The organism is Massilia sp. Leaf139 (assembly GCF_001424165.1).
GTDB lineage: Bacteria > Pseudomonadota > Gammaproteobacteria > Burkholderiales > Burkholderiaceae_D > Telluria.
Window position 1 is genome coordinate 320,121 of sequence record NZ_LMOJ01000025.1, and the last position, 21,465, is coordinate 341,585.

Sequence of the window (21,465 nt, forward strand, 5' to 3'; positions counted from 1 at the left end):
GGGATTCAATCCGCCCGTGGGCGGCGCGCGAAGATGCCGAAGCACAGGATGACGGCGTAGCACAGTGCCGGGACGATCAAGGCCATTTTCAGGCCGACGCTATCGGCCGCGTGCCCCGTGATCAGCGGCACGATCGCGCCACCGACAATCGCCATGCAGATCAGGCCCGATCCTTCGGCCGCCCGCTCGCCGAGTCCTTCGCAAGCCAGCGAGAAAATGGTCGGGAACATGATCGAATTGAACAGGCCCACCGCCAGCAGCGCCCAGCCCGAGACCATTCCCGTCGTCGTTGCCGACACCAGCAGCAGCGCGATCGTCATCGCCGCCGCGCAGGCCAGCACTTTACCGGGCGAAAACATGCGCAGCAGCGCCGCGCCGATGAAGCGGCCGACCATCGCGCCACCCCAGTACAGGGGGACGTGCTTGCCCGCCGCTTCCGCGCTCAGCCCCAGCACGTTCGCTTCCATCAGGTAGTTGACGATGACGGAGCCGACCGCGACTTCCGCGCCGACATACAGAAAAATGCAGGCCGCGCCGAAGGCGAAGCGTCGCTGGCGCAGCAGTTCGAAGGCGCGCAGCATGCTCACCTTCGGCGCCTTCGTTTCCACCAGCTTGTTGCGGTTGTGCCAGACCAGGGCGGCGACGATCACCAGTGCAAGCGCCAGGCCGAGATAGGTATGCACGACGACCCGCGTCTCCTCGGCGCGGTAGGCGTCCAGCGCCGCGCCCGACAGGCTGGCCGGATCGACCGTGGCGAGCGAACCGAGGATCAGGATGGCGCCGGCATACGGAAACACCGTGGTGCCCAGGGCATTGAAGGCCTGTGCGAAGGTCAGGCGGCTGTGCGCCGTTTGCGGTGCGCCCAGCAGCGAAATCAATGGATTGGCGACCACCTGGACGATCGTGATACCGGATGCCAGCACGAACAGCGCCACCAGGAAGGTGGCGAACACGCCCGACGACGATGCCGGGATGAACAGCAGGCAGCCCGCCGTCATCGTCAGCAGGCCGGCGACGGCGCTGCGCATGTAGCCGATGCGGCGCACGATGGCGGCGGCGGGGATCGAGACGATGAAGTAGGCGGCAAAGAAGGCCGACTGCACCAGCATCGCCTGGGCATAGCTCAAGGTGAACAGATCCTTCAGCTTCGGAATGATGACGTCGTTCAGGCTGGTGATGCCGCCGAAGATGAAGAACAGGGCGAAGACGAAGGTCTGCAGGCTGGCGGCATTGGCCGGCACGGAGTAGGTCGAGGGAGCGGCCGCGGGGGAATCGATGTGCATGATTGGGTCGGTGAATCGTGCCGCGGCGGGTGCTACAGCATCTCGTTGATGATATCGACGATTTCGTCGCCGTAGGAAACCAGTTTCTTCTCGCCGACACCGGACACGCCGCGCAACTGATCGAGCGAGGTCGGCTTCACCTTGGCGATCTCGCGCAGGGTCGCGTCCTGGAACACGACATAGGCCGGCACGCCATGGGTGCGGGCGGCGCCCATGCGCCAGGAGCGCAGACGCTCGAACAGGGCTTGCTCGGATTTCGACAGCTCCAGTTCCTCATAGCCTTTCGAGGAAGCGAAGGTGCGCTTCGGCTTGACCGGCTTCTGGTACTGGCGCAATTGCACCTTCTGCCCGCCTTTCAACACCGGTCTCGCCGCGTCGGTCAGTTTCAGGGAACTGTAGGCGTCGTGGTCGACCGTCACCAACCCCAGCGCAATGGTCTGGCGCACGATGGCGCGCCACTCCTGCTCGCTGCGGTCGTTGCCGATGCCGTAGACCGACAGCGAATCGTGGTGCCACTGGCTGATGCGGTCGGTCTGCACGCCGCGCAGCACGTCGATCACGTGGCCGGCGGCGAAGCGCTGGTCGACCCGGTAGATAGTCGAGAGCAGTTTTTGCACCGGCACGGTGGCATCGAAACTGACCGGCGGAATCAAACACGTATCGCAATTGCCGCAGGGCCCCGAGCGCTCGCCGAAATAGTCGAGCAGGCGCATGCGCCGGCAGCTCAGCGTTTCGCACAGTCCGAGCATGGCGTCGAGCTTCATCGACAGCACGCGTTTGAAGGTTTCGTCGGCTTCGGATTCGTCGATCATGCGGCGCTGCAGCACCACGTCCTGCAAACCGTAGGCCATCCAGGCGCTGGCCGGCATGCCGTCGCGGCCGGCGCGGCCCGTTTCCTGGTAATACCCCTCGATGCTCTTGGGCAGATCCAGGTGGCAGACGAAACGCACATCCGGCTTGTCGATGCCCATGCCGAAGGCGATCGTCGCCACCATCACGATGTTTTCTTCACGCAGGAACTTGGCCTGGTTCTCGGCGCGCTTGGTGTGCTCCATGCCGGCGTGATAGGCCATCGCGCGGATGCCGTGCTCGTTGAGGAAATCGGCCGTTTCCTCGACTTTTTTGCGCGACAGGCAATACACGATGCCGGAGTCGCCCGGATGCTCGGTGGTAATGAAATCGAGCAGCTGCTTGCGGCCGGTGGTCTTCTCGACGATCGAATAGCGGATGTTCGGACGGTCGAAGGAGGAGACGAATTTCCGGGCGTCGTCCAGTTGCAGGCGGTGCGCGATCTCGTCGCGCGTCTGCTGGTCGGCGGTGGCCGTGAGGGCGATGCGCGGCACCTGCGGAAAGCGCTCGTGCAGGATCGACAGGCGAATGTATTCCGGTCGGAAATCGTGGCCCCATTGCGAGACGCAGTGTGCCTCGTCGATGGCGAACAGCGAGATCTGCGAATCCTCGAACAGATCCAGGCAGCGCTGCGTCATGAGGCGTTCCGGCGCCACGTAGACGAGGTCGATCTCGCCGGTGCGCACCAGGCGCTCGATGCGCAGGGTTTCTTCGAAGGTTTGTGTCGAATTCAGGAAGGCGGCGCGCACGCCGACCTCTTCCAGCGCATCGACCTGATCCTGCATCAGCGCGATCAGTGGCGAGACGACCACGCCCACGCCCTCGCGCAGCAGTGCGGGGATCTGGTAGCACAGCGACTTGCCGCCGCCGGTCGGCATCAGCACCAGGGCGTCGCCGCCGCTGGCGACGTGGTTGACGATGTCGGCCTGCTGCCCGCGGAAGGCGGGGTAGCCGAAGACGGTTTCTAAAACGTGAAGCGCACGGGCTTCGAGCTCGGTGGTCATGGTTGTGGTATTGCTGTTGGCTTATTCCGCCCAGTGCACCAGGTCGTAATGCGCGGTGACGAGCACGATGATGCCGAACACGATACGGTACCAGGCGAAGATCGTGAAGTCGTGCGAACTGATGTAGCGCAGGAGCCAGCGGACGCAGAGGAAGGCCGAGATGAAGGCGGACAGGCCGCCGAGGCCGAACATCGGCAGATCCGCCAGCGACAGCAGGGCGCGCTCTTTATAGACCGAGTACACGGTCGCGCCGAGCAGGGTCGGAATGGCAAGGAAGAACGAGAATTCGGTGGCCGCCTTGCGCGACAGGCCGAACAGCATGCCGCCGATGATGGTCGCGCCCGAGCGGCTGGTGCCGGGGATCAGCGCGAAGGACTGGGCGCAGCCGATTTTCAGGGCGTCGAGCACGGTCATCTCGTCGACGGTTTCCACGCGCGAAGCATGGGGCAGTCCCTGCTGTTGCGCATGCTTGGGCCGGCGCTCGACCCACAGGATGATCAGGCCGCCGATGATGAAGGCGAGCGCGACCGGCACCGGCTTGAACAGCTCGGCCTTGATGGCGTTGGCGAAGATCAGGCCGAGCAGGGCGGCCGGCACGAAGGCGACGATCAGGTTGATCACGAATTTCTGCTGGCGCCGCTCGGTGAACAGGCCCGACAGCACGCGCGCAATGCGTTCGCGGTACTCCCAGATCACGGCCAGCATGGCGCCGGCCTGGATCGCGATCTCGAACACTTTGACTTTTTCGCCCGTGAAATTGAGCAGGCTGCCCGCCAGGATCAGGTGACCGGTGGAAGAGATCGGCAGGAACTCCGTGAAGCCCTCGACCAGGCCCATGATGATCGCCTTGATGGCGAGAAGAATGTCCATGAATTGCTTTGTCTCGTAATGCGGAAATGCTGGATGGGAAGAAGGCGCAGGTGCCGCGTAGCGGCGAAGCTTACCACGAGCGGGGGTGGCGCCGCTGAGTCAGGCAGCGCCAGGACGCCCATTGTATGGGAGGGAAATTGGCCTTCTGCCATGTTTTTGTTGCGTAGGCGCCGCCCTGCACAATATCGGCGCGCACCGCGTCACGGCGTCGGATCACGTGCTAGACTGAACCCATGATTCACTCTGCCGTACAACGATGAGTATTGTCGCGATCCTGGTCTTGCTGGCGGTTGCATGGTCCGCCCTTGCCATCGGACAGATTCCCAATCCCTTCCGTGCACGCACTTCCCAGGCCCGCCTGTGGCGCCGCGCCTTTCCCTCCGCATCCAAACGCCAGATCGGCGAATTCCTCGCCCTGTGTGCCGACGCATTTTCCTTCCGCGACAGCGAAGCCCTCAAATTCCGTCCCGACGACCAATTGCTTGGCGTGTACCGCGCGCTGAATCCGGCCAAATGGATTCCCGAGTCGAAGGAAGTCGAACGCCTGGCCAGGCAATTGCGCAACCGCTATGGCGTGGCGCTGGCCGACATCTGGGACGAACGCATCACCCTCGGCGCCCTGTTCGCCTACGTGCAGCAGCAAAAGCGCAGCCACGGCGCCGCCTGAGATACATACCGAATAAAGGCCGCCGGGCCACTTGAAGCGGTCTTGTCGATACTCATGTATTGGCAATGCTGAAACAAAAGCTCAACTGGCGCCGGCCACTCTTCTATCTGCTCCTGCCGATCTTGCTGATCATGGTCTTTCTCGGCTTCCCCTTGCCGGTGGCGCCGCCGCCGGCGATCAAGACGGGGCAGGAGATATCGACGGTGAAAAAGAAGAAGCGGGTGCGCTTGCGCGGGCTGGACTTGTCGGACGAGGATAAGAAGTAGACCTGCCTGACTCCGCGGCGTCAACCGTAGGGTGGGCTCTCAGAGCCCACGCGGATTCGACATACCGATAACAAAACAGGCAACAGCCCCACGTTTCTAAATCACCCGGCTCTATCCCGGCGCCGTTGCCCGCTCTAGCTCACTCAACCACACCATCGCCTGCGCGCGATCGTTCCCGCACATCTCCAGCGACGGCTGCAAGCCTCCGCAAAACGCCGGCCGCTCCGGCTTGCCGAACACCCGGCAACGATTGTCCTCATCGAGCTGCACGCAACGCACGCCCGCCGGCTTACCGTTGGGCATGCCGGGAATCGGACTGGTGATCGAAGGCGCGGTGCAGCAGGCACCACAGTGGTCGCGGCAGTTCATGGAGGAGAGCGAAAAAGTGACCGCATAGTATAAGGCCGCGGCCGCGCCATCGCCAGCGCTTCACAGGCGGGCGCTACGCCCAATTCGATCCTGCTATCGTTGGCGCAACAGTCAACTACCGGAGTCTCTGCAATGGCAAGTTCGCTCAAGCCGCTCGACCAGCAAGTCATCGTCATCACCGGCGCCTCCAGCGGCATCGGTCTCGCCACCGCCCAGGATGCCGCCCAGCGCGGGGCGACCCTGGTGCTGGTGGCGCGCAGCGGCGATGTGCTGGAATCGATCGCCGACGGCCTGGCGACGGGTGGCCATGCGGCCATCCACGTGGTCGCCGACGTTTCCGACCGCGCCCAGGTGGACGAGGTAGCGCGCCGCGCGATTGCCCATTTCGGCCGCATCGATACCTGGGTCAATTGTGCCGGGGCGACGATCTATGGCCGGCTGGACGAAGTCACGGAGGCCGACAGCCGGCGCCTGTTCGACATCAATTTCTGGGGCATGGTCAATGGGTCGCTGGCAGCCTTGCCCCACCTGCGCATGACGGGCGGGGCGCTGGTGAACGTCGGCAGCGAGGCGTCGGAGCTAGCGATTCCGCTGCAGGGCATGTACTCGGCCAGCAAGCACGCCGTCAAGGGTTTTACGGATGCGCTGCGCATCGAGATCGAGCACATGGACGGGGCGCCGGTGTCGATTTCCTTGATCGAGCCGACCGCGGTCGACACGCCGCTGCCCCAGCATGCGCGCAACTACCTGGCGCACGAGCCGAAGCTGCCGGCGCCGCGCCTCGATCCGCACCAGGTGGCCGAGGCCATCCTGCAGGCGGCCACGACGCCGACGCGTAACCTGAAAGTGGGCGCCATGGCCAGCTTCGACGTCACCATGGAAAAGCTGGTGCCCGGCGTGGTCGACGTCCTGTCGGTGTTCCAGGCGCCGCGCCAGCAAACCGATGCGGCGCCGCGCGACCCGGCCGGCAATCTTTATAAAGCCCATGCGGATGGGCGTATCTACGGGCACGGCGGCAAGGCGCCCTAGCGGGCTCCGGAAGCGTAAACACAGGTGCACACCAGCGGTTGCAGAAGCGACACCCTGCTTGACTGCCCCTGAGCCCGGGTCTATATTCGATGACTTAATACTAAGTTGTCGGACAGAAGCATGGAATGCCCCTTTGACACCAAGCCGCGCTGGGAGCGCCGTAAGGATGCTCGTCCACATGAATTGCTGGCGGCCGCGATCGACCTCTTCGTCGAGCGCGGCTTCGCCTCGACGCGCCTAGAAGACGTGGCGCGCCGCGCCGGCGTCTCGAAAGGCACCTTGTACCTGTATTTCGAGAACAAGGAAGAACTGTTCAAGGCCGTCGTGCGCAACAGCATCGTCCCCGTCATCGGGGCGGCCGAGTCCTCGGTCGCCGAATTCGAGGGGCATAGTGCCGACCTCCTCAACAAGGTGATGCTGGACTGGTGGGATCGGATCGGCGCCAGCAAGGCTTCGGGCATCATCAAGCTCGTCATGGCCGAGGCCGGCAACTTCCCGGAACTGGCCAAGTTCTACCAGATCGAGGTCATCAACCGCGGCACGCGCATGATTTCGAGCATGCTCGAGCGCGGCATCACCCGCGGCGAATTCCGCCAGATCGACGTCACGCAAATGACCCAGGTGCTGATGGCGCCGATGCTGATGCTCGTCACCTGGAAGCACTCGGTCGGCCCTTGCGAACGGGGCGACCTCGAACCGCAAGCCTTCCTCGCCAGCTTCCTCGACATGGCGCTGCACGGACTGCTGCCGCCGGGCACGGCGCCTGCGTCCCCGGCCGCGTGACGGCTGAGCGCGCCGCGGCGCCGGATTCGCCGCGTTCACCCCTCTTAAACTGCAGACTGTCGCAATTTCGCGCGATCGAGGTGCCATCCCGATAAGATGCACGCTCCGAGGCAGTTCAACGATAAAATATCGGATTATTTATTTTCCATCGAGTATTAAGATGAATATCGAACAAGCCCGCTTTAACATGATCGAACAGCAGATCCGCCCATGGAACGTGCTGGATCAGGACGTGCTCGACCTGCTGCACGTCGTCAAGCGCGAACAGTTCGTGCCGCAGGCCTACCAGAACCTGGCCTTTGCCGACGTGGAAATCCCGCTGCCGGGCGGCGAAGCGATGTTCAACCCGAAGATCGAAGCGCGCATCCTGCAGGAACTGAACCTCAAAAAACACGAGAACGTGCTGGAAATCGGCGCCGGCTCGGGCTACATGGCGGCCCTGATGGCGCACAAGGCGCGCCACGTGACGACCGTCGAAATTTCGCCGGGAATCAAGGCGCTGGCCGAGCAAAACCTGGCCAGGGCCGGTGTGCAGAACGTGACCGTGGTCGAAGGCAACGGCACCAGCGGCTGGGAGAAAGATGCGCCGTACGACGTGATCGTGATTTCGGGCGCCCTGGAAAACCTGCCGGAAACCTTCCTGAAACAGCTGAAGGTCGGCGGCCGCATCGTTGCCATCGTCGGCCATGCGCCGGCCATGCAATGCGTGAAGGTGACGCGCGTGTCCGAAGCCGCCTACGAGACGGTGACGGTCTTCGAGACCAACGTCAAGATGCTGTCGGGCGCTCCGGCCGCGTCGCGCTTCACGTTCTAACCGGAGCGCGCGATGCAGCACATGACCGCGCCCGAGCTGGCGGAACGCCTGGCCGATGACAACCGGCCGCGTCCGCTGCTGCTGGACGTGCGCGAGAACTGGGAATTCGCCACCTGCCATATAGCAGGCTCGACCCAGATCCCGATGCACCTGGTGCCGATCCGCGCCGGCGAGTTGCCGGACGATCAGGAGATCGTCTGCATCTGCCACCATGGCGCACGCAGCATGCAGGTGGCCGCTTTCCTCGAACGTAATGGGTTCGAGAATGTAACGAATTTGACGGGCGGAATACACGCCTGGGCCGTGCAGGTCGATCCGGCGATGCCGAAGTATTGATCTGTTTTCCAAACTTTTGATGACTCCGACGGAGACCGCAATGCAGAAACCCCTCATCGCCGTGCTGCTGGCCAGCGCTTTCGTGTCGCTCAATGCGCACGCGATCGACCTGATCCAGGTGTACCAGCAGGCCCTGGCCAACGACGCCACCTATGCCAGCGCGCGTGCTTCGCTTGCGGCCGGACGCGAGCGTACTACCCAGGGGCGGGCGGGGTTGCTGCCGCAGGTCGGCCTGTCGGGCTCGATCTCGAAGAACGACAGCGAGTTTTCGCCCTTCAACGAAGGTCAGCCGGGCGTCGTCAATGGCGTGCCGACGATCATCGGTTCGAGCGGCAGCAACCTGCGCACCAACGAATACTCGCTGGCGCTGAGCCAGCCGCTGTTCCGCTGGGATCGCTGGCAGACCTATGAGCAGAGCAAGCTGGCCCAGGCCATCGCCGAAGCCCAGTTCGCGCAGGCCCAGCAAGACCTGATCACGCGCGTGGCGCAGGCCTATTTCGACGTGCTGTCGGCCCAGGACACGCTGGAATCGACGCGCGCCCAGAAGAGCGCCGTGACCGAGCAGCTGGCCTCGGCCAAGCGCAATTTCGAGGTCGGCACCCAGACCATCACCGACACGCATGAAGCGCAGGCCGCCTACGACCTGGTGGTGGCGCAGGAGTTTGCCGCCGTCAACGACCTGGAGAATCGCCGCACGATGCTGCAGATGATCATCGGCGCCGAGCCGGGTACACTGGCGCCGCTGCAAACGGGCGTCACGCTGGCGCCGCCGCAGCCGGCCAATGTCGAGCCATGGGTGTCCTCGGCGGAGACGCAGAACTATGGCGTCACGGTGTCGCAGCTGTCGCTCGAATCGGCCAAGCGCGACATCTCGAAGAACCGCGCCGGCCACCTGCCCACCCTGGATCTGGTCGCCAGCTCCTCGCGCCGCGACGTCAATGGCCGCATCTCGGGCGCCTCGGGCGATACCCGCAATAATGCCATCGGCGTGCAGTGGACGGTGCCGATCTTCAGCGGCTTCGCCGTCACCAGCCGCGTGCGCGAAGCGATCGCGCTGGAAGACAAGGCGCGCAACGACCTCGAGACCACGCGCCGCAACGCGGCCCTGCAGGCACGCCAGGCTTTCCTGGGCGTGAACAGCGGCCTGGCACAAGTCAAGGCGCTGCAGGCGGCCGAGGTGTCGAGCCAGTCGGCGCTCGAATCGAACAAGCTCGGCTACCAGGTCGGCGTGCGCATCAACATCGACGTCCTGAACGCCCAGCGCCAGCTGTACTCGACCCGCACGGATCTGGCGCGCGCCCGCTACAACACCATCCTGAATGGCCTGCGCCTAAAGGCCGCCTCGGGTTCGCTGCGCGAAGCCGATCTGATGCCGGTGAACAATCTGCTGCAAAAATAACGCTGCATACAACATTTGCATCCTGCGCCTGGAATGCAAATAAAAGACGGCGCCCAGGTCGATTGACCGGGCGCCGTTTTTCATTCGGGCTTATTTGCGTGGACGCAGCAAGCCGAGGCCGCCGTTCGTGCGCACCACGATCGCGCCGTCGTCCGCCACCGCCAGCGCCATCGTCAGCACGGTGCCCGCCGGCAGATCCTTGACGCGCTCGTTGAGGTCGACGATGCCGTAGGCCGGGCCCCAGGCGACCGCATGCTCGGCGCCCGCCGCCGGACTCAGGGAAGAACCGACGGCGAGGCCCGCGGCATTGATCGCGACCGCATCGGAATAGCTGCTATCGCCCAGCGAGCCCAGGTCGCGCAGGGTGCTGCCGTCGTGCAGGAAGGCGCGCCGCCCACCGGCGAAATACGCATAACCCACCACCTTACCAGTGGCATTGATGGCGCGCGCCTCGGCCCCTTCGGCGCCCGGCAGCAGGCCCAGGTCGTGCAGCGTCCCTGCTTCGTAGCGGAAGGCGCGCAACAGGCCGGTGCCGTCGCGCGTGTAGCCGACGACCTGACCGGCATCGTTGATGTCCTGCGCCAGCGAATTGCCGGCCGATCCGCCCAGATCCTGGATCGGTGCGCCGGTGCGGGCGTCGTACACGAAGGCGCGGTACCAGGCGTTGTTCGGGCCATAGGCATAGCCGACCGCCTGGCCGACGGCGTTCACGGCCAGCGCGTACGAGCCGGTGCCGCCGAAAGTGCCGAGGTCGCGCATGCCGGCGCTGTCGTGATAGAAGGCGTGGGTTTGCCCAAGCGCGTTGGTGGCCCAGCCGACTACCCGGCCGCAGGTGCTGATTGCGTTGCCGTAGGAATCGGGGCCGCCCAGGGTGCCAAGGTCGTGCAGGGTGCCGTTGTAGAGGAAGCCATGGGGCAGACCGGCTGCGTTCAGGGCCCAGCCGGCGACCTGGCCGCAGCGGTTGACGGAGAAGGCGCGGCCGTAGTTGCCGCCGAAGCTGCCGAGATCGATGTTGGTCTTGCCGTTGTAGAAGAAGGCATGCGGATTGCCGGCCGCATCGTAGGAGGTGCCCGCCACCAGGCCGCCACTCGCGATGCCCTGGCGGAAGACGTCGCCATAGCTGATGCCGGGCAGGCCAAGCAACGTGAAATCGTAGAGCGGGCCCAACTGGGCCGGAGGTGATGGCGGCGCCGGGGGCGTCGGCGTGGCGGGCGGCGTGGGCGTCGTCGCTTGCGGGGCGGGCTGGCCACCGCCGCCACCACCGCCGCACGCGGCCAGCAGGGCCGCCAATGCGATTGCCGCGGCCGCATGACGGGAGGAAGTTGCGGTGTTGGAAGACAGAGAGAACATGGCACGCTCCATGGATGAGTTGAAGGTTCAGTCTAGGACTCGCCATGGACGCGCGTTCTTGTATTGAAGAGATTGCTTGGCGCCGGTCAAACGGGTCGTTGACGGCGTGCAATGTCAGCTAAAGATTCCGGATAGAAAAACGGCGCCGGAGCGCCGTTTCGTTACATCGCTGCCGGCATCAGGCTTGGCGCCGGCGCCATTCGATCAGCTCGGCAATCGTGAGGATCGGGAATCCGCGCTCTTCGGCGAAGCGTTCGATGGCCGCGCCGCGCATCATCGTGCCGTCCGGATTCATCAGTTCGCAGAGGACGGCGGCCGGCTGCAAACCGGCCATGATCGCCAGGTCGACCGAGCCCTCGGTGTGGCCGGCACGGGACAGCACGCCGCCCGGCGTGGCGCGCAGCGGGAACATGTGGCCGGGGCTGACCAGGTGTTCCGGCTTGGCATCGAGGGCCGTTGCCGCGCGCACGGTGGTGACGCGATCCTGGGCCGAGACGCCGGTGCTGATGCCGTCGCGCGCTTCGATCGAAATCGTGAACGGGGTGCCGTAGCGGCTGCCGTTTTCGAGGGTCATCGGCGGCAGTTCCAGGCTGCGCACCTTGTCGGCCGACAGGCACAGGCAAACGATGCCGCTGCATTCGCGGATCATCAGCGCCATCGTTTCGACGGTGAGCTTGTCGGCGGCGACGATCAGATCCGCTTCGTTCTCGCGGTCGAAGTCGTCGAGCAGGATGACGGGGATTCCGGCACAGGTCGCGGCCAGCGCTGCTGCGATGCGGCCGTCCAGGTCGGAACTGTAGAGAGTGTAAGTATTGACTAACATGTGAAACGCTCCTCGCGGTAAGTTGGCGAAAAACGCATCAGGGCAAGCGAAGGCACACGTCGACACAAACCGGCCAGGCGGCAGGCTTGCGATCAACGCGCAATAACGCACATCTTCTTTCATCCGGACTATACCGTCGGCTCTGGCATTTCACCAAGATCTGCTGACCCTGCCCAAAGAATGGGCAGGCGCTCGCGGGCTCGACCGTTGCCGGTCATACCGCCGGTGGGGAATTTCACCCCGCCCCGAAGACGTATTTGTGTTGCCTGGGAATCAGGCGAGGTGATTGTAGCAGCGCCGTGGCGACGCTGCCGGCCACTGCTTAGTTGCTGAGCCCGCGTCCGCCTTCGTTATCCTTACGCTGGATGAACTCGATCTTGTAGCCGTCCGGATCGGTGACGAAGGCGATCACGGTCGAGCCGCCCTTGACCGGGCCCGGTTCGCGCGTGATGTTGCCGCCGGCGGCGCGCACGGCGTCGCAGGTGGCGTAGATGTCTTCGGCGGAGATGGCGATGTGGCCGTAGGCGGTGCCCATCTCGTAGCTGTCGGTGCCGTAGTTGTAGGTCAGCTCGAGTTCGGCGTGGTCGGGATTGCTGCCGTAGCCGAGGAAGGCGAGCTTGTATTTGTACTCGGGGTTGTCGCTGGTGCGCAGCAGTTTCATGCCGAGGACATTGGTGTAGAAGTCGATCGAGCGCTGCAGGTCGCCGACGCGGAGCATGGTGTGCAGGAGGCGCATGGGGTGTCTTTCTGGATGTGTTCGGAAAGATGAAATTTTATGCGGTGGTGGAAAATCCTGCTGGCCGGGCATGCACGCGTGCGTTGAACGCGTGGGCGGGAGACCCGCCCGGTGAAGCCGTGGTCGAGGCCATTGGCCTCGACCACCCCTACGAGCGTGTGAAAAACCGCCATGGCGGCGTTGCGCCGTCTCGCCGTACCCTCGTACTGTCTTCGACGACGCGCCTTGCCCTGGCGATTTTTTCACACGCCCTACGTGCCTGCGCTTTGTTCGAGCTTAATTCTCGAGGCGCGAGGTCAAGGTGATCTCGGCATTCAGGAGCTTCGACACCGGGCAGTTTTCCTTGGCCGTGTTGGCCGCCTTGTCGAAGGCTTCCTGGCTGGCGCCCGGAATCTTGGCGACCAGATCCAGGTGCACGGCCGTGATCGAAAAGCCGCCTTCGACCTTTTCCATCGACACGGTCGCCGTGGTGCGCAGTTCCTGCGCGGTCATGCCGGCATTGCCGAGCTGGCCGGAGAGGGCCATGGTGAAGCAGCCGGCGTGGGCGGCGCCGATCAGTTCTTCGGGATTGGTGCCGGGGCTGTCTTCAAAGCGGGTGTTGAAGCCATACGGCTGCTCTTTCAATGCGCCGCTGCCGGTCGAAACCGCGCCTTTGCCGTCCTTCAGGCCGCCGCTCCAGACGGCGCTGCCGTTACGCTTGATGGTCATGAGTAAATATCCTTTCAGCGGTTCTTGCCCGGGAGGGGCTCGACCGAATCGTGATCGCGCATCGAGCGATGGCGGTCGGGTTGCGGGTTGGCCTGGCCGGTAGCGCCAGGTGCGGGTTCGACGGCTTCGCTGATGCCGGGCGTATTGCGCAGGTCGGTGTCGACCAGGCCCTGCGCCAGGTCTTCGGCGGCCTGCTTCATGATGCCGCGCGGCTCGGTGTCCTGGCCGTCGGGCGCCTCGTCGCGCTCGTGCGGCTCGCGCTTGACGCCGTCATTTTCGATCTTCGCATCGGTATTGACGAAGCGGTCTTTGGTTTCGATAACCATGGTGTTCTCCTCTGCTGACTCTTGCATGAATCCTAACGTGTCGCCCGGAGGACAGTCGCGCAATTGGATGATGCTTTTTTGCAATTAAGTCGCTACCATGGTGTTTTCGTCATCCCTGCCGGAATTTTCCGTGAAAAACGATCTTCAGCTGGAGCACGCCATCGTCTGCCCGAATTGCGCTACCCGGATCGCAGGCAAGTTCTGCCAGGGCTGCGGCCAGCCGGCGCACCTGCACGTGCCGAGCGCGCGCGAATTTCTCCACGAGTTCATCGCCCACTACGTCGCCGTCGAGGGCAAGCTGTGGAAGTCGCTGGGGCTGCTGCTGTTCCGTCCGGGCCGCCTGACGCGCGACTACATCGAAGGCAAGCGCGCCCGCTACGTCGAACCGCTGCGCCTGTACCTCAGCTTCAGCATCATTTTCTTCGCGATCTTTAAACTCGGCGGCGTCAATATCGGCATCGGTGCGCCGGACACGCCGCCTGCCCGCAAGGCGGAAGTGGCGGTGGCGCAGAAGGCGGGCACGGACAACCAGGCCGTTGTTGCCGCGGCGACGCGGGAGCGGGAACGCGCACGGGAGGAGAGCCGCGCCCGCCGGCAAGACGACGATCCGACCCTGCTCCAACTCGACGACGGCGACGACGCAAAGGCGATCAAACTGGCGGCGTCGATCCACCCGGCACTCGGCTCGAAAGTCGCGCGCTTCCTGCAGTTGCCGGCACATGAGCTCAAGGCCGCACTCCTACGCGCCCTGTCGAGCTATGCCCCGTATGCGATCTTCCTGCTGATGCCGGTGTTCGCGGCCCTCCTGAAACTGCTGTATTTCGGCTCGGGGCGGCGCTATGGCGAGCATCTGCTGTTCGCGCTGCACACGAATGCCTTTGCCTTCCTGGCGCTGAGCTTGTTGCTGCTCCTGCCCGACTTTATTCCCCTGGTCGGCTTCGCCCTCGGCGTGTGGCTGGTGTTCTATCTACCGACGGCAATGCGCAAGGTGTATGGTGGCGGGCGCCTGCTCACCGCGCTGCGCTGGATCGTGCTGATGAGCCTGCACCTGGTCTGTATCTTTGTCGCGGTTCTTGCCGCCGGCGCACTGGCTGTGATCGCCTGATCTTGCGGGATCGACGGCCGCGCATCTATACTGTGATTTTGTACAGTATTTGATGCGCGGCCGGGTGGCAGCGGCCGGGATTATCGGTTAATCTCCAGCGTGTTCGCCCATCCACCGCCGAGAGACCTTTATGCCCGCTACACCTGATTCGCAATCGATCATCGCGCTGGTGGTGCGGCAAAATACGGCCGGCATCGAAGAGCCGGTGGCGAGCATCGTCGCCTTCCTCCAGGCGGCCGGCCACCGCGTCGTGTTCGAGGCCGATACCGCGGCCGGTCTCGGCATGCCGAACATCGAAACCATGACGGTCGCCGAGATCGGTGCGCAGGTGCCGCTGGTCATCGTCATGGGCGGCGACGGCACGATGCTCGGCATCGCGCGCCAGCTCGCCAAATACGACATCGCCCTCATCGGCATCAACCTCGGCCGCCTCGGTTTCATCACCGACATTCCGGTCGAGCGCATGCTGCCGGCACTCGGTGAGATCCTGCAAGGCAAATCCACCGCCGAAAAGCGCACGCTGCTGGAAGGGCGCGTGATGCGCGACGGCGAGATGATTTATTGCGGCGTGGCCGTCAACGACGTCGTCGTCGCCCGCGGCAGCGGCGCCGGCATGGCGGAACTGCGCGTGACGGTCGACGGCCACTTCATGTACAACCAGCGCTCGGACGGCCTGATCGTCTCGACGCCGACCGGCTCCACCGCCTACGCGCTGTCGGCCGGCGGGCCGCTGCTGCACCCGAGCCTGCAAGGCATCGTGCTGGTGCCGATCGCCCCGCACGCGCTGTCGAACCGGCCGATCGCCATCCCCGACACCAGCGAGATCGTGGTCGAAATCGTCAGCGGACGCGACATCTCGGTGAACTTCGACATGCAAACCTTCGCCTCGCTGCAGCATGGCGACGAGATCGTCATCTCGCGTTCGCCGAACACCATCACCTTCCTGCATCCGGAAGGCTGGAGCTACTACCACACGCTGCGCGAAAAGCTGCACTGGCACGAATATCCGTCGAACGACGGCAAGCTCAAGTAAAACCATCAATCCCGGGAGACCCCTTCTTTCATGCTGCGCACATTGACCATCCGCGACTTCGTCATCGTCGACGCCATCGAACTCGAATTCGCCCGCGGCTTCTCGGTTTTCACGGGCGAGACCGGTGCCGGTAAATCGATCCTGATCGATGCGCTGCAGCTGGCCCTGGGCGGGCGCGGCGAAGCGAGCATGGTGCGCGAGGGCGCGGCCAAGGCCGACATCACGGCCGACTTTGCGCTGACCGACGCCGCGACCACTTGGCTCGAACAGAACGAATTCGCGGTGGAAGAGGGCGGGGCGCTGCTGCGCCGCGTGATCGACAACGCCGGCCGTTCTAAAGCCTATATCAACGGCATCGCCGCCACCGCCGGCCAGTTGCGCGAACTGGGAGAAATGCTGGTCGACATCCACGGCCAGCACGCGCACCAGTCCCTATTGAAATCCGACGCCCAGCGCGCCCTGCTCGACAACCAGATCGCCGTGCGCGACCCGCTAGCTGCGGCCGAGGCGCAGGAAGTGGCGCTGGCCTGGCGCGCCTGGCGCGCGCTGTCGCGCCAGCGCGAGGAATACGAAACCAACGCGAAGAACGTCCTCATCGAGCGCGAGCGCCTCGAATGGCAGGTAAGCGAACTCGACAAGCTGGCGCCGAAAGCGGGCGAGTGGACGGAGATCACGAACGAGCACAGCCGCCTGTCGCACGCCGCCAGCCTGATCGAAGGCGCGCAGGAAGCGCTGGCCGCGATTTCCGAATCGGATCACCCGATCCTCTCGCAGCTGAGCTCGCTGAACACCAAGCTCGGCAAGCTGGTCGACGTCGACGCCGAACTGCAAACCGTGCTCGACTGCATGGAGCCGGCGCGCATCCAGCTGCAGGAAGCGGTGTACGCGCTCAACAGCTATATCGACAAGGTCGAGCTCGACCCGGCGCGCCTGCGCGAAGTCGACGCGCGCATGGACGCGCTGCACAGCGCCTCGCGCAAGTACCACGTCACACCGGAAGAACTGCACGAGGAACACGCGACGCTGGCCGCCAAGCTGCGCCAGCTGGCCGATGCCAGCGACATGGAAGGTCTGAAACGCCAGGAGGCGAAGGCGGAAGCGGCCTACCGCAAGGTCGCCGAACGCTTGTCGACCCGACGCATGCACGCCGCCCGCGCCCTGAGCGAGCAGGTCACCAACGCCATGCAGGAACTGAGCATGGGCGGCGGGCGCTTCGAGGTCGGCCTTAATCCGGCCGAGCCGGGCGCGCATGGTTTAGAGGTCGTCGAATTCCTGGTCGCGGGTCACGCCGGCGTGGCGCCGCGCCCGCTGGCGAAAGTCGCTTCTGGCGGCGAGCTGGCGCGCATCTCGCTGGCCATCTCCGTCATCACCTCGAACGCCACCACCACGCCGACCCTGATCTTCGACGAGGTCGACAGCGGCATCGGCGGCGGCGTCGCCGAAGTGGTCGGACGCTTACTGAAACGCCTGGGCCAGGAACGCCAGGTGCTGTGCGTGACCCACCTGCCGCAAGTGGCGAGCCAGGCGAACCAGCACTTCCAGGTGGCCAAGGGGACAACGGGCGAGGGCCGCACGGTCTCGCGCATCGAGGTGCTCAACAACCGCGCGCGCGTGGAAGAAGTGGCGCGCATGCTTGGTGGAATCGAGATCACCGAAACGACGAGGAAGCACGCGCGCGAGTTGCTGGCCTCCTGACCGCGTGAACGCTGTGGGCGCTGAAATGGGCCGGCCGGTGTTTCGATGCCGGCCGCATCTTATCTCCTGAGCCTGGCCAGCGGCGACCGCAACACCCGGGCGGCGACAGCGCCATCGACCTGCATGACACGCATGAATATCCGGGCCGCGGCCGGCCCGAAAACCCGATAAACGAACTGCGCCGTGTAGACGCGCTTCGACATTTTCTGATCGGCGCGGGCGTAGCTGCGATCCAGGTCGTCCTCGAATTTATTCGACACGATGCGCGATCCCGGCTAGCAGCGTCACCACACGGTCGGCTTTGATGGGAAGGAAAAGCGCCATGGCGCCGGGAGCGCAGCGCACCGTGGCGGGCGTTGCAAAGACCTGAAGATTCGTCATGGCACTGAGTCCGGTTTGGGCAATCGCGCCATTACAAACGAAGTCGGGAGTCTTACCTAGTGCCCCGCCTGTAAGAAGCGTTACGAAATGTCACCCGATCGGAAATCTCACAATGCGACAAGACCTGGCGATGCCGCGCATGCCTAGCCCTACGGCTGAACCGCCGCTGTCAGATCCTTCCCGCCGTGATCGGAGGCAGCCATCATGACCCGGTTCCTGCCCTTTCGCTTCGCAAGATAAAGCTGAGCGTCCGCTCGTGCAAGCAGACCCTGTACGTCCAGCGTCGCCGGTGAATGATTCATCGCCGCGCCGATACTGACCGTACATCCGTGCGGTAGTCCGGGAAGTGCGGCAGTGCTGAGCACAAACTGAAGGCGAATCGACTCGGCCAGTTCGATCAGGGATCGCGAGGTGGTTGCCTCGGCGACGACGCAAAACTCTTCGCCACCCCAACGGGACACGCTCGTTTTCGATACGTCCATTTCAAGCAATACCCTGCCGAATGTGGCAATCACCTGGTCGCCTACTTCGTGACCATACCTGTCATTGATTTTTTTGAACTCATCGATGTCGAGTAACAGGACGCCGATGGTGTCTTTAGATTCATAATGCGGCGCAAGCAAATCGTCGAATTTCTTGCGCATGCCCCGCCTGTTGAGCAATCCGGTCAGCACATCCCGCTCCGCGGCAGCGCTCAGCTCTGCGACGAGGCGCAGCATGATAAGCAACATCAAAATGGAATTGCCGACGACGGCGCTGAGCAGGGAGCCGGCCCAGCTGATCGTGTTCGCGATCGGAAGCTGCGGCGCGCCATAATCGAACTGCAGGGAACTGGTGCTGACCAGGCCGGCCTGTGCGAGTGCGGACAAGCCTTGCAGCAGCGCCACGGTGGCGGCAGCGAGAAACGCGCGCCGTGAAAAAGCATCGCCGTGTCGAAACAAAACCCAAGCGGTCGCAAAATTCAGGGTGGCCTGATAAACACTCAAGGTCGTAATCCGCCAGGTCGTCTCCGGATAAACCAATGTGAATGCAATCGTCAGCACGATCGCCATCACAGACAAGGCCGGCAACAACTGCCTGCCGTGAAAGCGCATGCAAAAATCCAGCACCCCGACAAACATATACGCCTGTCCTATGCTGAAGGGAATATTGAATAACAGGGAAGCCCATTGCCAATTCGAGATCAATCGGGGGCCGTCGAGTACAGTGGCAAAGCCGATCGCAAGGCAACCAATGGCCCAGAAGCGAACCCCAGCGATGTCACGGGCGAATGCGCCGAGCGCAAAGAAAAGTGCGCTCCCGGCCAGAGATACCAGGCCGAGTACAGTCGTTAATGTTGGCTCATCGACAGTCATTGATTTGACAATGAGAAAGCTATTCGAAAGATGCACTACCCATCTTGGAGTATGCGTCATAAGCAGAGGCCGTTCAGTAGATTCATCCTCCCGTGTGGCGGTCGCGATGCGCGTAAATGGGTCTGGCGAGCGCTCTGCCACCGCCGCATCTGCCACAATCTCCCTCCAACCCAACAACGGAGGATCGCATGAGCATCGATAAAGTCCTGTACCGCGCGAAAGCCACTTCGCAGGGCGGCCGCGAAGGCACGTCGCGCAGCGACAACGGCGTGCTGGACGTCAAACTGACAACGCCGAAAGAGCTGGGCGGAAATGGCGCTACTGGTACCAATCCCGAGCAACTGTTTGCGGCCGGTTATTCGGCCTGCTTCCTGGGCGCGCTGAAATTCGTCGCCGGCCAGGCCAAGGTCAAGCTGCCGGAAGAATTGACGGTCACGGGCGAGGTCGGCATCGGCCAGATCCCGACCGGCTTCGGCATCGAAGTCGACCTGACCGTCCACGGCCCCGGCATGGAGCAACAGCAGTTGCAGGAGCTGGTCGATAAGGCCCACATCGTCTGCCCGTATTCGAATGCCACGCGCAACAACATCGACGTACGCCTGAAGGTCACGACCTGACGGCGTCAAGCCAGCCGGCCGCGGCGCCGACATTGCCGAACGGCTGGCTTAATTCGCTGTTCATAAATATCCGCTCGAGGCCGTAGGCGACGCCCATATAATGGAGGCCCGTTCCGCCTCCTGCTTGCCCATGCCTTTCAGAAAAGAACCTGTTCACACCCACGGTGCGATTGCCCGTAGCGCCATCGTCCTCGTCAACCTCGGCACGCCGGACGCGCCGACCCGGTCGGCGGTGAAACGCTATCTGAAGCAATTCCTGTCCGATCCGCGTGTGGTCGAGATTCCGCGGCTGGTGTGGTGGTTCATCCTGAACTGGATCATCCTGCCTTTCCGCTCCGGCGCATCGGCCAAGAAATACCAGATGATCTGGACGCGCGAAGGTTCTCCGTTGAAGGTGCACACGCAGAAGCAGGCGAACCTGCTGGCCGAAGCCTTGGAAGAACGCGGCCACGAAGGCGTGCAGGTGCGAATGGCGATGCGCTATGGTTCGCCCTCGCTGGCCCAGGTGCTCGACGAACTGAAGGCGGAGAACTGCGACCGCATCGCGGTGCTGCCCGCATATCCACAGTATTCGGGCACGACCACGGGCTCGATCTGGGACGCCGTGTTTGCCCACTATAAGAACATTCGCAACGTCCCCGAGCTGCGCCTGGTGAAGCACTACCACGACCATGACGGCTATATCGACGCGCTGCACGACACCGTGCTGGCGCACTGGGAAGCGCATGGCCGCGGCCAGAAGCTGGTGATGAGTTTCCATGGCGTGCCCAAGCGCACGCTGCTGCTGGGCGACCCGTATTATTGCGAATGCCAGAAGACGGCGCGCTTGCTGGCGGCGCGCCTGCGCCTGGCGCCCGACGAATACGTCGTCACTTTTCAGTCACGCTTCGGCAAGGCGGAGTGGCTGCAGCCGTACACGGCGCCGACGGTGGCCGAACTGGCGCGCCAGGGCGTGGGGCGGGTGGACGTGATCTGTCCGGGCTTTACCAGCGACTGCCTGGAAACCCTGGAAGAGATTTCGATGGAAGTGAAACACGATTTCGAAAGCGCCGGCGGCAAGGAATTCCACTATATTCCCTGCCTGAACGAGGCGCCGAGCTGGATCGTGGGAATGGCCGAGATTGCCGAGCAGCACCTGATCGGCTGGCCGACCATCGTCAGTGCGGCGCAGCGCGAGGCCGAGCGGCGCGATGCGGAGGTGGGGCGCGAGCATGCGCTGCGGCTGGGGGCGTGACAGGCCACCAGTACCGGCGCGGTATATTCGAATCTAACTATCACCGCGTGGGCGGGAAACCCGCCCACCCTACGGATCTCGATTGCCGGCACTGGCATGGCTTATCGGGCACTACTTTTCACCACTGGGCTGGACGATCGTCTTCCGGACTATTGTCCAGCCCAGCCTCCCGGTCGGCTTCGCCGACCTGCTAAAATGGCATGTTTCGACGGCGTGCCTACACCCCGGCGTAGCAAATGCACGCGACTGCAAGCGCGGTGTAGACCACGACGGCGCTGCTGATCATCTTCAATTTCATGACGGCTCCCTTGCCTTGGTTCTTGTTCTTTGCACGCTTTTGATGCGTTACAAGAATGGTAGAGCTTCCGGCTGCAGGGAGAATTACCTCATCGGTAAATCTTGTAACAAATGTTGTCAGACTTTCTGCTGACGC

The 21,465-nt window shown here is 63.6% G+C and carries 24 protein-coding genes and 1 riboswitch; of the genes, 12 read left to right on the top strand and 12 right to left on the bottom strand.

Going from position 1 to position 21,465, the window contains the following annotated elements:
- Positions 1 to 5: 5 nt before the first annotated feature.
- From ASF77_RS19185 to ASF77_RS19195, 3 genes are read right to left on the bottom strand one after another with little or no spacing between them, the layout of a single operon-like run.
- Positions 6 to 1,283 (bottom strand): sugar MFS transporter, encoded by a 1,278-nt coding sequence (locus tag ASF77_RS19185; RefSeq protein ID WP_056343032.1) that lies wholly within the window; start codon positions 1,281 to 1,283, stop codon positions 6 to 8.
- A gap of 32 nt (positions 1,284 to 1,315) precedes the next feature.
- The gene (gene recQ / locus ASF77_RS19190) at positions 1,316 to 3,136 is read right to left on the bottom strand and encodes a DNA helicase RecQ (protein ID WP_056343035.1); all 1,821 of its coding nucleotides are present in this window, start codon (positions 3,134 to 3,136) and stop codon (positions 1,316 to 1,318) included.
- Between the two features lie 21 nt (positions 3,137 to 3,157).
- Positions 3,158 to 4,006 carry an undecaprenyl-diphosphate phosphatase gene (locus tag ASF77_RS19195; protein ID WP_056343039.1) on the bottom strand — a complete coding sequence of 283 codons (849 nt, stop codon included), beginning with the start codon at positions 4,004 to 4,006 and terminating at the stop codon, positions 3,158 to 3,160.
- A 256-nt stretch (positions 4,007 to 4,262) separates the two neighbouring features.
- Between ASF77_RS19195 and ASF77_RS19200 the strand changes: the two genes are divergently transcribed.
- Both ASF77_RS19200 and ASF77_RS19205 read left to right on the top strand, forming a co-directional pair.
- Positions 4,263 to 4,673 (top strand): hypothetical protein, encoded by a 411-nt coding sequence (locus ASF77_RS19200; RefSeq protein ID WP_056343042.1) that lies wholly within the window; start codon positions 4,263 to 4,265, stop codon positions 4,671 to 4,673.
- 65 nt (positions 4,674 to 4,738) lie between these two features.
- The gene (locus tag ASF77_RS19205) at positions 4,739 to 4,939 is read left to right on the top strand and encodes a hypothetical protein (protein WP_056343044.1); all 201 of its coding nucleotides are present in this window, start codon (positions 4,739 to 4,741) and stop codon (positions 4,937 to 4,939) included.
- Between the two features lie 111 nt (positions 4,940 to 5,050).
- Here the strand turns inward: ASF77_RS19205 and ASF77_RS23810 are convergent, their stop codons facing one another.
- Positions 5,051 to 5,308 (bottom strand): YkgJ family cysteine cluster protein, encoded by a 258-nt coding sequence (locus ASF77_RS23810; RefSeq protein ID WP_082493905.1) that lies wholly within the window; start codon positions 5,306 to 5,308, stop codon positions 5,051 to 5,053.
- Between the two features lie 132 nt (positions 5,309 to 5,440).
- On the opposite strand from ASF77_RS23810, the gene ASF77_RS19210 reads away from it, so the two are divergent.
- The 5 genes from ASF77_RS19210 (at position 5,441) to ASF77_RS19230 (ending at position 9,669) form a co-directional block, all read left to right on the top strand.
- Positions 5,441 to 6,337, top strand: coding sequence for an SDR family oxidoreductase (locus ASF77_RS19210; RefSeq protein WP_056343049.1), 897 nt, complete (start codon positions 5,441 to 5,443; stop codon positions 6,335 to 6,337).
- 120 nt (positions 6,338 to 6,457) lie between these two features.
- Positions 6,458 to 7,120, top strand: a complete 663-nt coding sequence (locus tag ASF77_RS19215) for a TetR/AcrR family transcriptional regulator (RefSeq protein WP_056343050.1) — start codon at positions 6,458 to 6,460, stop codon at positions 7,118 to 7,120.
- Positions 7,121 to 7,280: 160 nt separating this feature from the next.
- Entirely contained in the window at positions 7,281 to 7,934 is a 654-nt protein-coding gene (locus tag ASF77_RS19220) for a protein-L-isoaspartate O-methyltransferase (RefSeq protein ID WP_056343054.1), read from the top strand.
- Between the two features lie 12 nt (positions 7,935 to 7,946).
- Complete coding sequence (locus ASF77_RS19225) at positions 7,947 to 8,270, top strand: rhodanese-like domain-containing protein (protein WP_056343059.1); 324 nt, start codon at positions 7,947 to 7,949, stop codon at positions 8,268 to 8,270.
- Between the two features lie 40 nt (positions 8,271 to 8,310).
- Positions 8,311 to 9,669 (top strand): TolC family outer membrane protein, encoded by a 1,359-nt coding sequence (locus ASF77_RS19230; RefSeq protein WP_056343062.1) that lies wholly within the window; start codon positions 8,311 to 8,313, stop codon positions 9,667 to 9,669.
- 90 nt (positions 9,670 to 9,759) lie between these two features.
- Here ASF77_RS19230 and ASF77_RS19235 read toward each other — a convergent pair whose 3' ends face one another.
- The 5 genes from ASF77_RS19235 to ASF77_RS19255 all read right to left on the bottom strand — a co-directional run bounded on the left by ASF77_RS19235 (position 9,760) and on the right by ASF77_RS19255 (position 13,612).
- A complete protein-coding gene (locus tag ASF77_RS19235; protein ID WP_082493906.1) occupies positions 9,760 to 11,019 on the bottom strand; it encodes a hypothetical protein in 1,260 nt (419 codons plus the stop codon).
- Between the two features lie 178 nt (positions 11,020 to 11,197).
- Entirely contained in the window at positions 11,198 to 11,842 is a 645-nt protein-coding gene (gene ribB, locus ASF77_RS19240; protein WP_056343066.1) for a 3,4-dihydroxy-2-butanone-4-phosphate synthase, read from the bottom strand.
- 107 nt (positions 11,843 to 11,949) lie between these two features.
- Positions 11,950 to 12,099: riboswitch (FMN riboswitch) on the bottom strand.
- Between the two features lie 65 nt (positions 12,100 to 12,164).
- Positions 12,165 to 12,578 carry a lactoylglutathione lyase gene (gene gloA, locus ASF77_RS19245; protein ID WP_056343071.1) on the bottom strand — a complete coding sequence of 138 codons (414 nt, stop codon included), beginning with the start codon at positions 12,576 to 12,578 and terminating at the stop codon, positions 12,165 to 12,167.
- Between the two features lie 276 nt (positions 12,579 to 12,854).
- Positions 12,855 to 13,286 carry an OsmC family protein gene (locus ASF77_RS19250; protein WP_156648946.1) on the bottom strand — a complete coding sequence of 144 codons (432 nt, stop codon included), beginning with the start codon at positions 13,284 to 13,286 and terminating at the stop codon, positions 12,855 to 12,857.
- A gap of 14 nt (positions 13,287 to 13,300) precedes the next feature.
- Positions 13,301 to 13,612, bottom strand: coding sequence for a hypothetical protein (locus ASF77_RS19255; RefSeq protein ID WP_056343081.1), 312 nt, complete (start codon positions 13,610 to 13,612; stop codon positions 13,301 to 13,303).
- A 130-nt stretch (positions 13,613 to 13,742) separates the two neighbouring features.
- On the opposite strand from ASF77_RS19255, the gene ASF77_RS19260 reads away from it, so the two are divergent.
- The 3 genes from ASF77_RS19260 to recN all read left to right on the top strand — a co-directional run bounded on the left by ASF77_RS19260 (position 13,743) and on the right by recN (position 17,445).
- Positions 13,743 to 14,717 carry a DUF3667 domain-containing protein gene (locus tag ASF77_RS19260; protein ID WP_229445499.1) on the top strand — a complete coding sequence of 325 codons (975 nt, stop codon included), beginning with the start codon at positions 13,743 to 13,745 and terminating at the stop codon, positions 14,715 to 14,717.
- Between the two features lie 130 nt (positions 14,718 to 14,847).
- The gene (locus ASF77_RS19265; protein WP_056343089.1) at positions 14,848 to 15,750 is read left to right on the top strand and encodes an NAD kinase; all 903 of its coding nucleotides are present in this window, start codon (positions 14,848 to 14,850) and stop codon (positions 15,748 to 15,750) included.
- 30 nt (positions 15,751 to 15,780) lie between these two features.
- Positions 15,781 to 17,445 carry a DNA repair protein RecN gene (gene recN / locus ASF77_RS19270; protein ID WP_056343094.1) on the top strand — a complete coding sequence of 555 codons (1,665 nt, stop codon included), beginning with the start codon at positions 15,781 to 15,783 and terminating at the stop codon, positions 17,443 to 17,445.
- A gap of 59 nt (positions 17,446 to 17,504) precedes the next feature.
- On the opposite strand, the gene ASF77_RS19275 is transcribed toward recN, so the two are convergent.
- The 3 genes from ASF77_RS19275 to ASF77_RS19280 form a co-directional block, all read right to left on the bottom strand.
- Positions 17,505 to 17,705, bottom strand: a complete 201-nt coding sequence (locus ASF77_RS19275) for a hypothetical protein (RefSeq protein WP_056343096.1) — start codon at positions 17,703 to 17,705, stop codon at positions 17,505 to 17,507.
- A complete protein-coding gene (locus tag ASF77_RS25130; RefSeq protein WP_267875211.1) occupies positions 17,695 to 17,826 on the bottom strand; it encodes a hypothetical protein in 132 nt (43 codons plus the stop codon). Before ASF77_RS25130 ends, ASF77_RS19275 begins: the two co-directional genes overlap by 11 nt.
- A 149-nt stretch (positions 17,827 to 17,975) precedes the next feature.
- A complete protein-coding gene (locus ASF77_RS19280; protein WP_162244872.1) occupies positions 17,976 to 19,217 on the bottom strand; it encodes a diguanylate cyclase in 1,242 nt (413 codons plus the stop codon).
- A 152-nt stretch (positions 19,218 to 19,369) separates the two neighbouring features.
- On the opposite strand from ASF77_RS19280, the gene ASF77_RS19285 reads away from it, so the two are divergent.
- Complete coding sequence (locus tag ASF77_RS19285; protein ID WP_056343101.1) at positions 19,370 to 19,798, top strand: organic hydroperoxide resistance protein; 429 nt, start codon at positions 19,370 to 19,372, stop codon at positions 19,796 to 19,798.
- A 130-nt stretch (positions 19,799 to 19,928) separates the two neighbouring features.
- Positions 19,929 to 21,032, top strand: a complete 1,104-nt coding sequence (hemH, locus tag ASF77_RS19290; protein WP_056343106.1) for a ferrochelatase — start codon at positions 19,929 to 19,931, stop codon at positions 21,030 to 21,032.
- The last annotated feature ends 433 nt before the right edge of the window (positions 21,033 to 21,465 follow it).

Excerpts from the sequence above, each read along its gene's own strand:
- ASF77_RS19185 (WP_056343032.1), bottom strand. The coding sequence starts at position 1,283 with ATGCACATCGATTCCCCCGCGGCCGCTCCCTCGACCTACTCCGTGCCG.
- recQ (WP_056343035.1), bottom strand. The coding sequence starts at position 3,136 with ATGACCACCGAGCTCGAAGCCCGTGCGCTTCACGTTTTAGAAACCGTC.
- ASF77_RS19195 (WP_056343039.1), bottom strand. The coding sequence starts at position 4,006 with ATGGACATTCTTCTCGCCATCAAGGCGATCATCATGGGCCTGGTCGAG.
- ASF77_RS19200 (WP_056343042.1), top strand. The coding sequence starts at position 4,263 with ATGAGTATTGTCGCGATCCTGGTCTTGCTGGCGGTTGCATGGTCCGCC.
- ASF77_RS19205 (WP_056343044.1), top strand. The coding sequence starts at position 4,739 with ATGCTGAAACAAAAGCTCAACTGGCGCCGGCCACTCTTCTATCTGCTC.
- ASF77_RS23810 (WP_082493905.1), bottom strand. The coding sequence starts at position 5,308 with ATGAACTGCCGCGACCACTGTGGTGCCTGCTGCACCGCGCCTTCGATC.
- ASF77_RS19210 (WP_056343049.1), top strand. The coding sequence starts at position 5,441 with ATGGCAAGTTCGCTCAAGCCGCTCGACCAGCAAGTCATCGTCATCACC.
- ASF77_RS19215 (WP_056343050.1), top strand. The coding sequence starts at position 6,458 with ATGGAATGCCCCTTTGACACCAAGCCGCGCTGGGAGCGCCGTAAGGAT.
- ASF77_RS19220 (WP_056343054.1), top strand. The coding sequence starts at position 7,281 with ATGAATATCGAACAAGCCCGCTTTAACATGATCGAACAGCAGATCCGC.
- ASF77_RS19225 (WP_056343059.1), top strand. The coding sequence starts at position 7,947 with ATGCAGCACATGACCGCGCCCGAGCTGGCGGAACGCCTGGCCGATGAC.
- ASF77_RS19230 (WP_056343062.1), top strand. The coding sequence starts at position 8,311 with ATGCAGAAACCCCTCATCGCCGTGCTGCTGGCCAGCGCTTTCGTGTCG.
- ASF77_RS19235 (WP_082493906.1), bottom strand. The coding sequence starts at position 11,019 with ATGTTCTCTCTGTCTTCCAACACCGCAACTTCCTCCCGTCATGCGGCC.
- ribB (WP_056343066.1), bottom strand. The coding sequence starts at position 11,842 with ATGTTAGTCAATACTTACACTCTCTACAGTTCCGACCTGGACGGCCGC.
- gloA (WP_056343071.1), bottom strand. The coding sequence starts at position 12,578 with ATGCGCCTCCTGCACACCATGCTCCGCGTCGGCGACCTGCAGCGCTCG.
- ASF77_RS19250 (WP_156648946.1), bottom strand. The coding sequence starts at position 13,286 with ATGACCATCAAGCGTAACGGCAGCGCCGTCTGGAGCGGCGGCCTGAAG.
- ASF77_RS19255 (WP_056343081.1), bottom strand. The coding sequence starts at position 13,612 with ATGGTTATCGAAACCAAAGACCGCTTCGTCAATACCGATGCGAAGATC.
- ASF77_RS19265 (WP_056343089.1), top strand. The coding sequence starts at position 14,848 with ATGCCCGCTACACCTGATTCGCAATCGATCATCGCGCTGGTGGTGCGG.
- recN (WP_056343094.1), top strand. The coding sequence starts at position 15,781 with ATGCTGCGCACATTGACCATCCGCGACTTCGTCATCGTCGACGCCATC.
- ASF77_RS25130 (WP_267875211.1), bottom strand. The coding sequence starts at position 17,826 with ATGACGAATCTTCAGGTCTTTGCAACGCCCGCCACGGTGCGCTGCGCT.
- ASF77_RS19285 (WP_056343101.1), top strand. The coding sequence starts at position 19,370 with ATGAGCATCGATAAAGTCCTGTACCGCGCGAAAGCCACTTCGCAGGGC.
- hemH (WP_056343106.1), top strand. The coding sequence starts at position 19,929 with ATGCCTTTCAGAAAAGAACCTGTTCACACCCACGGTGCGATTGCCCGT.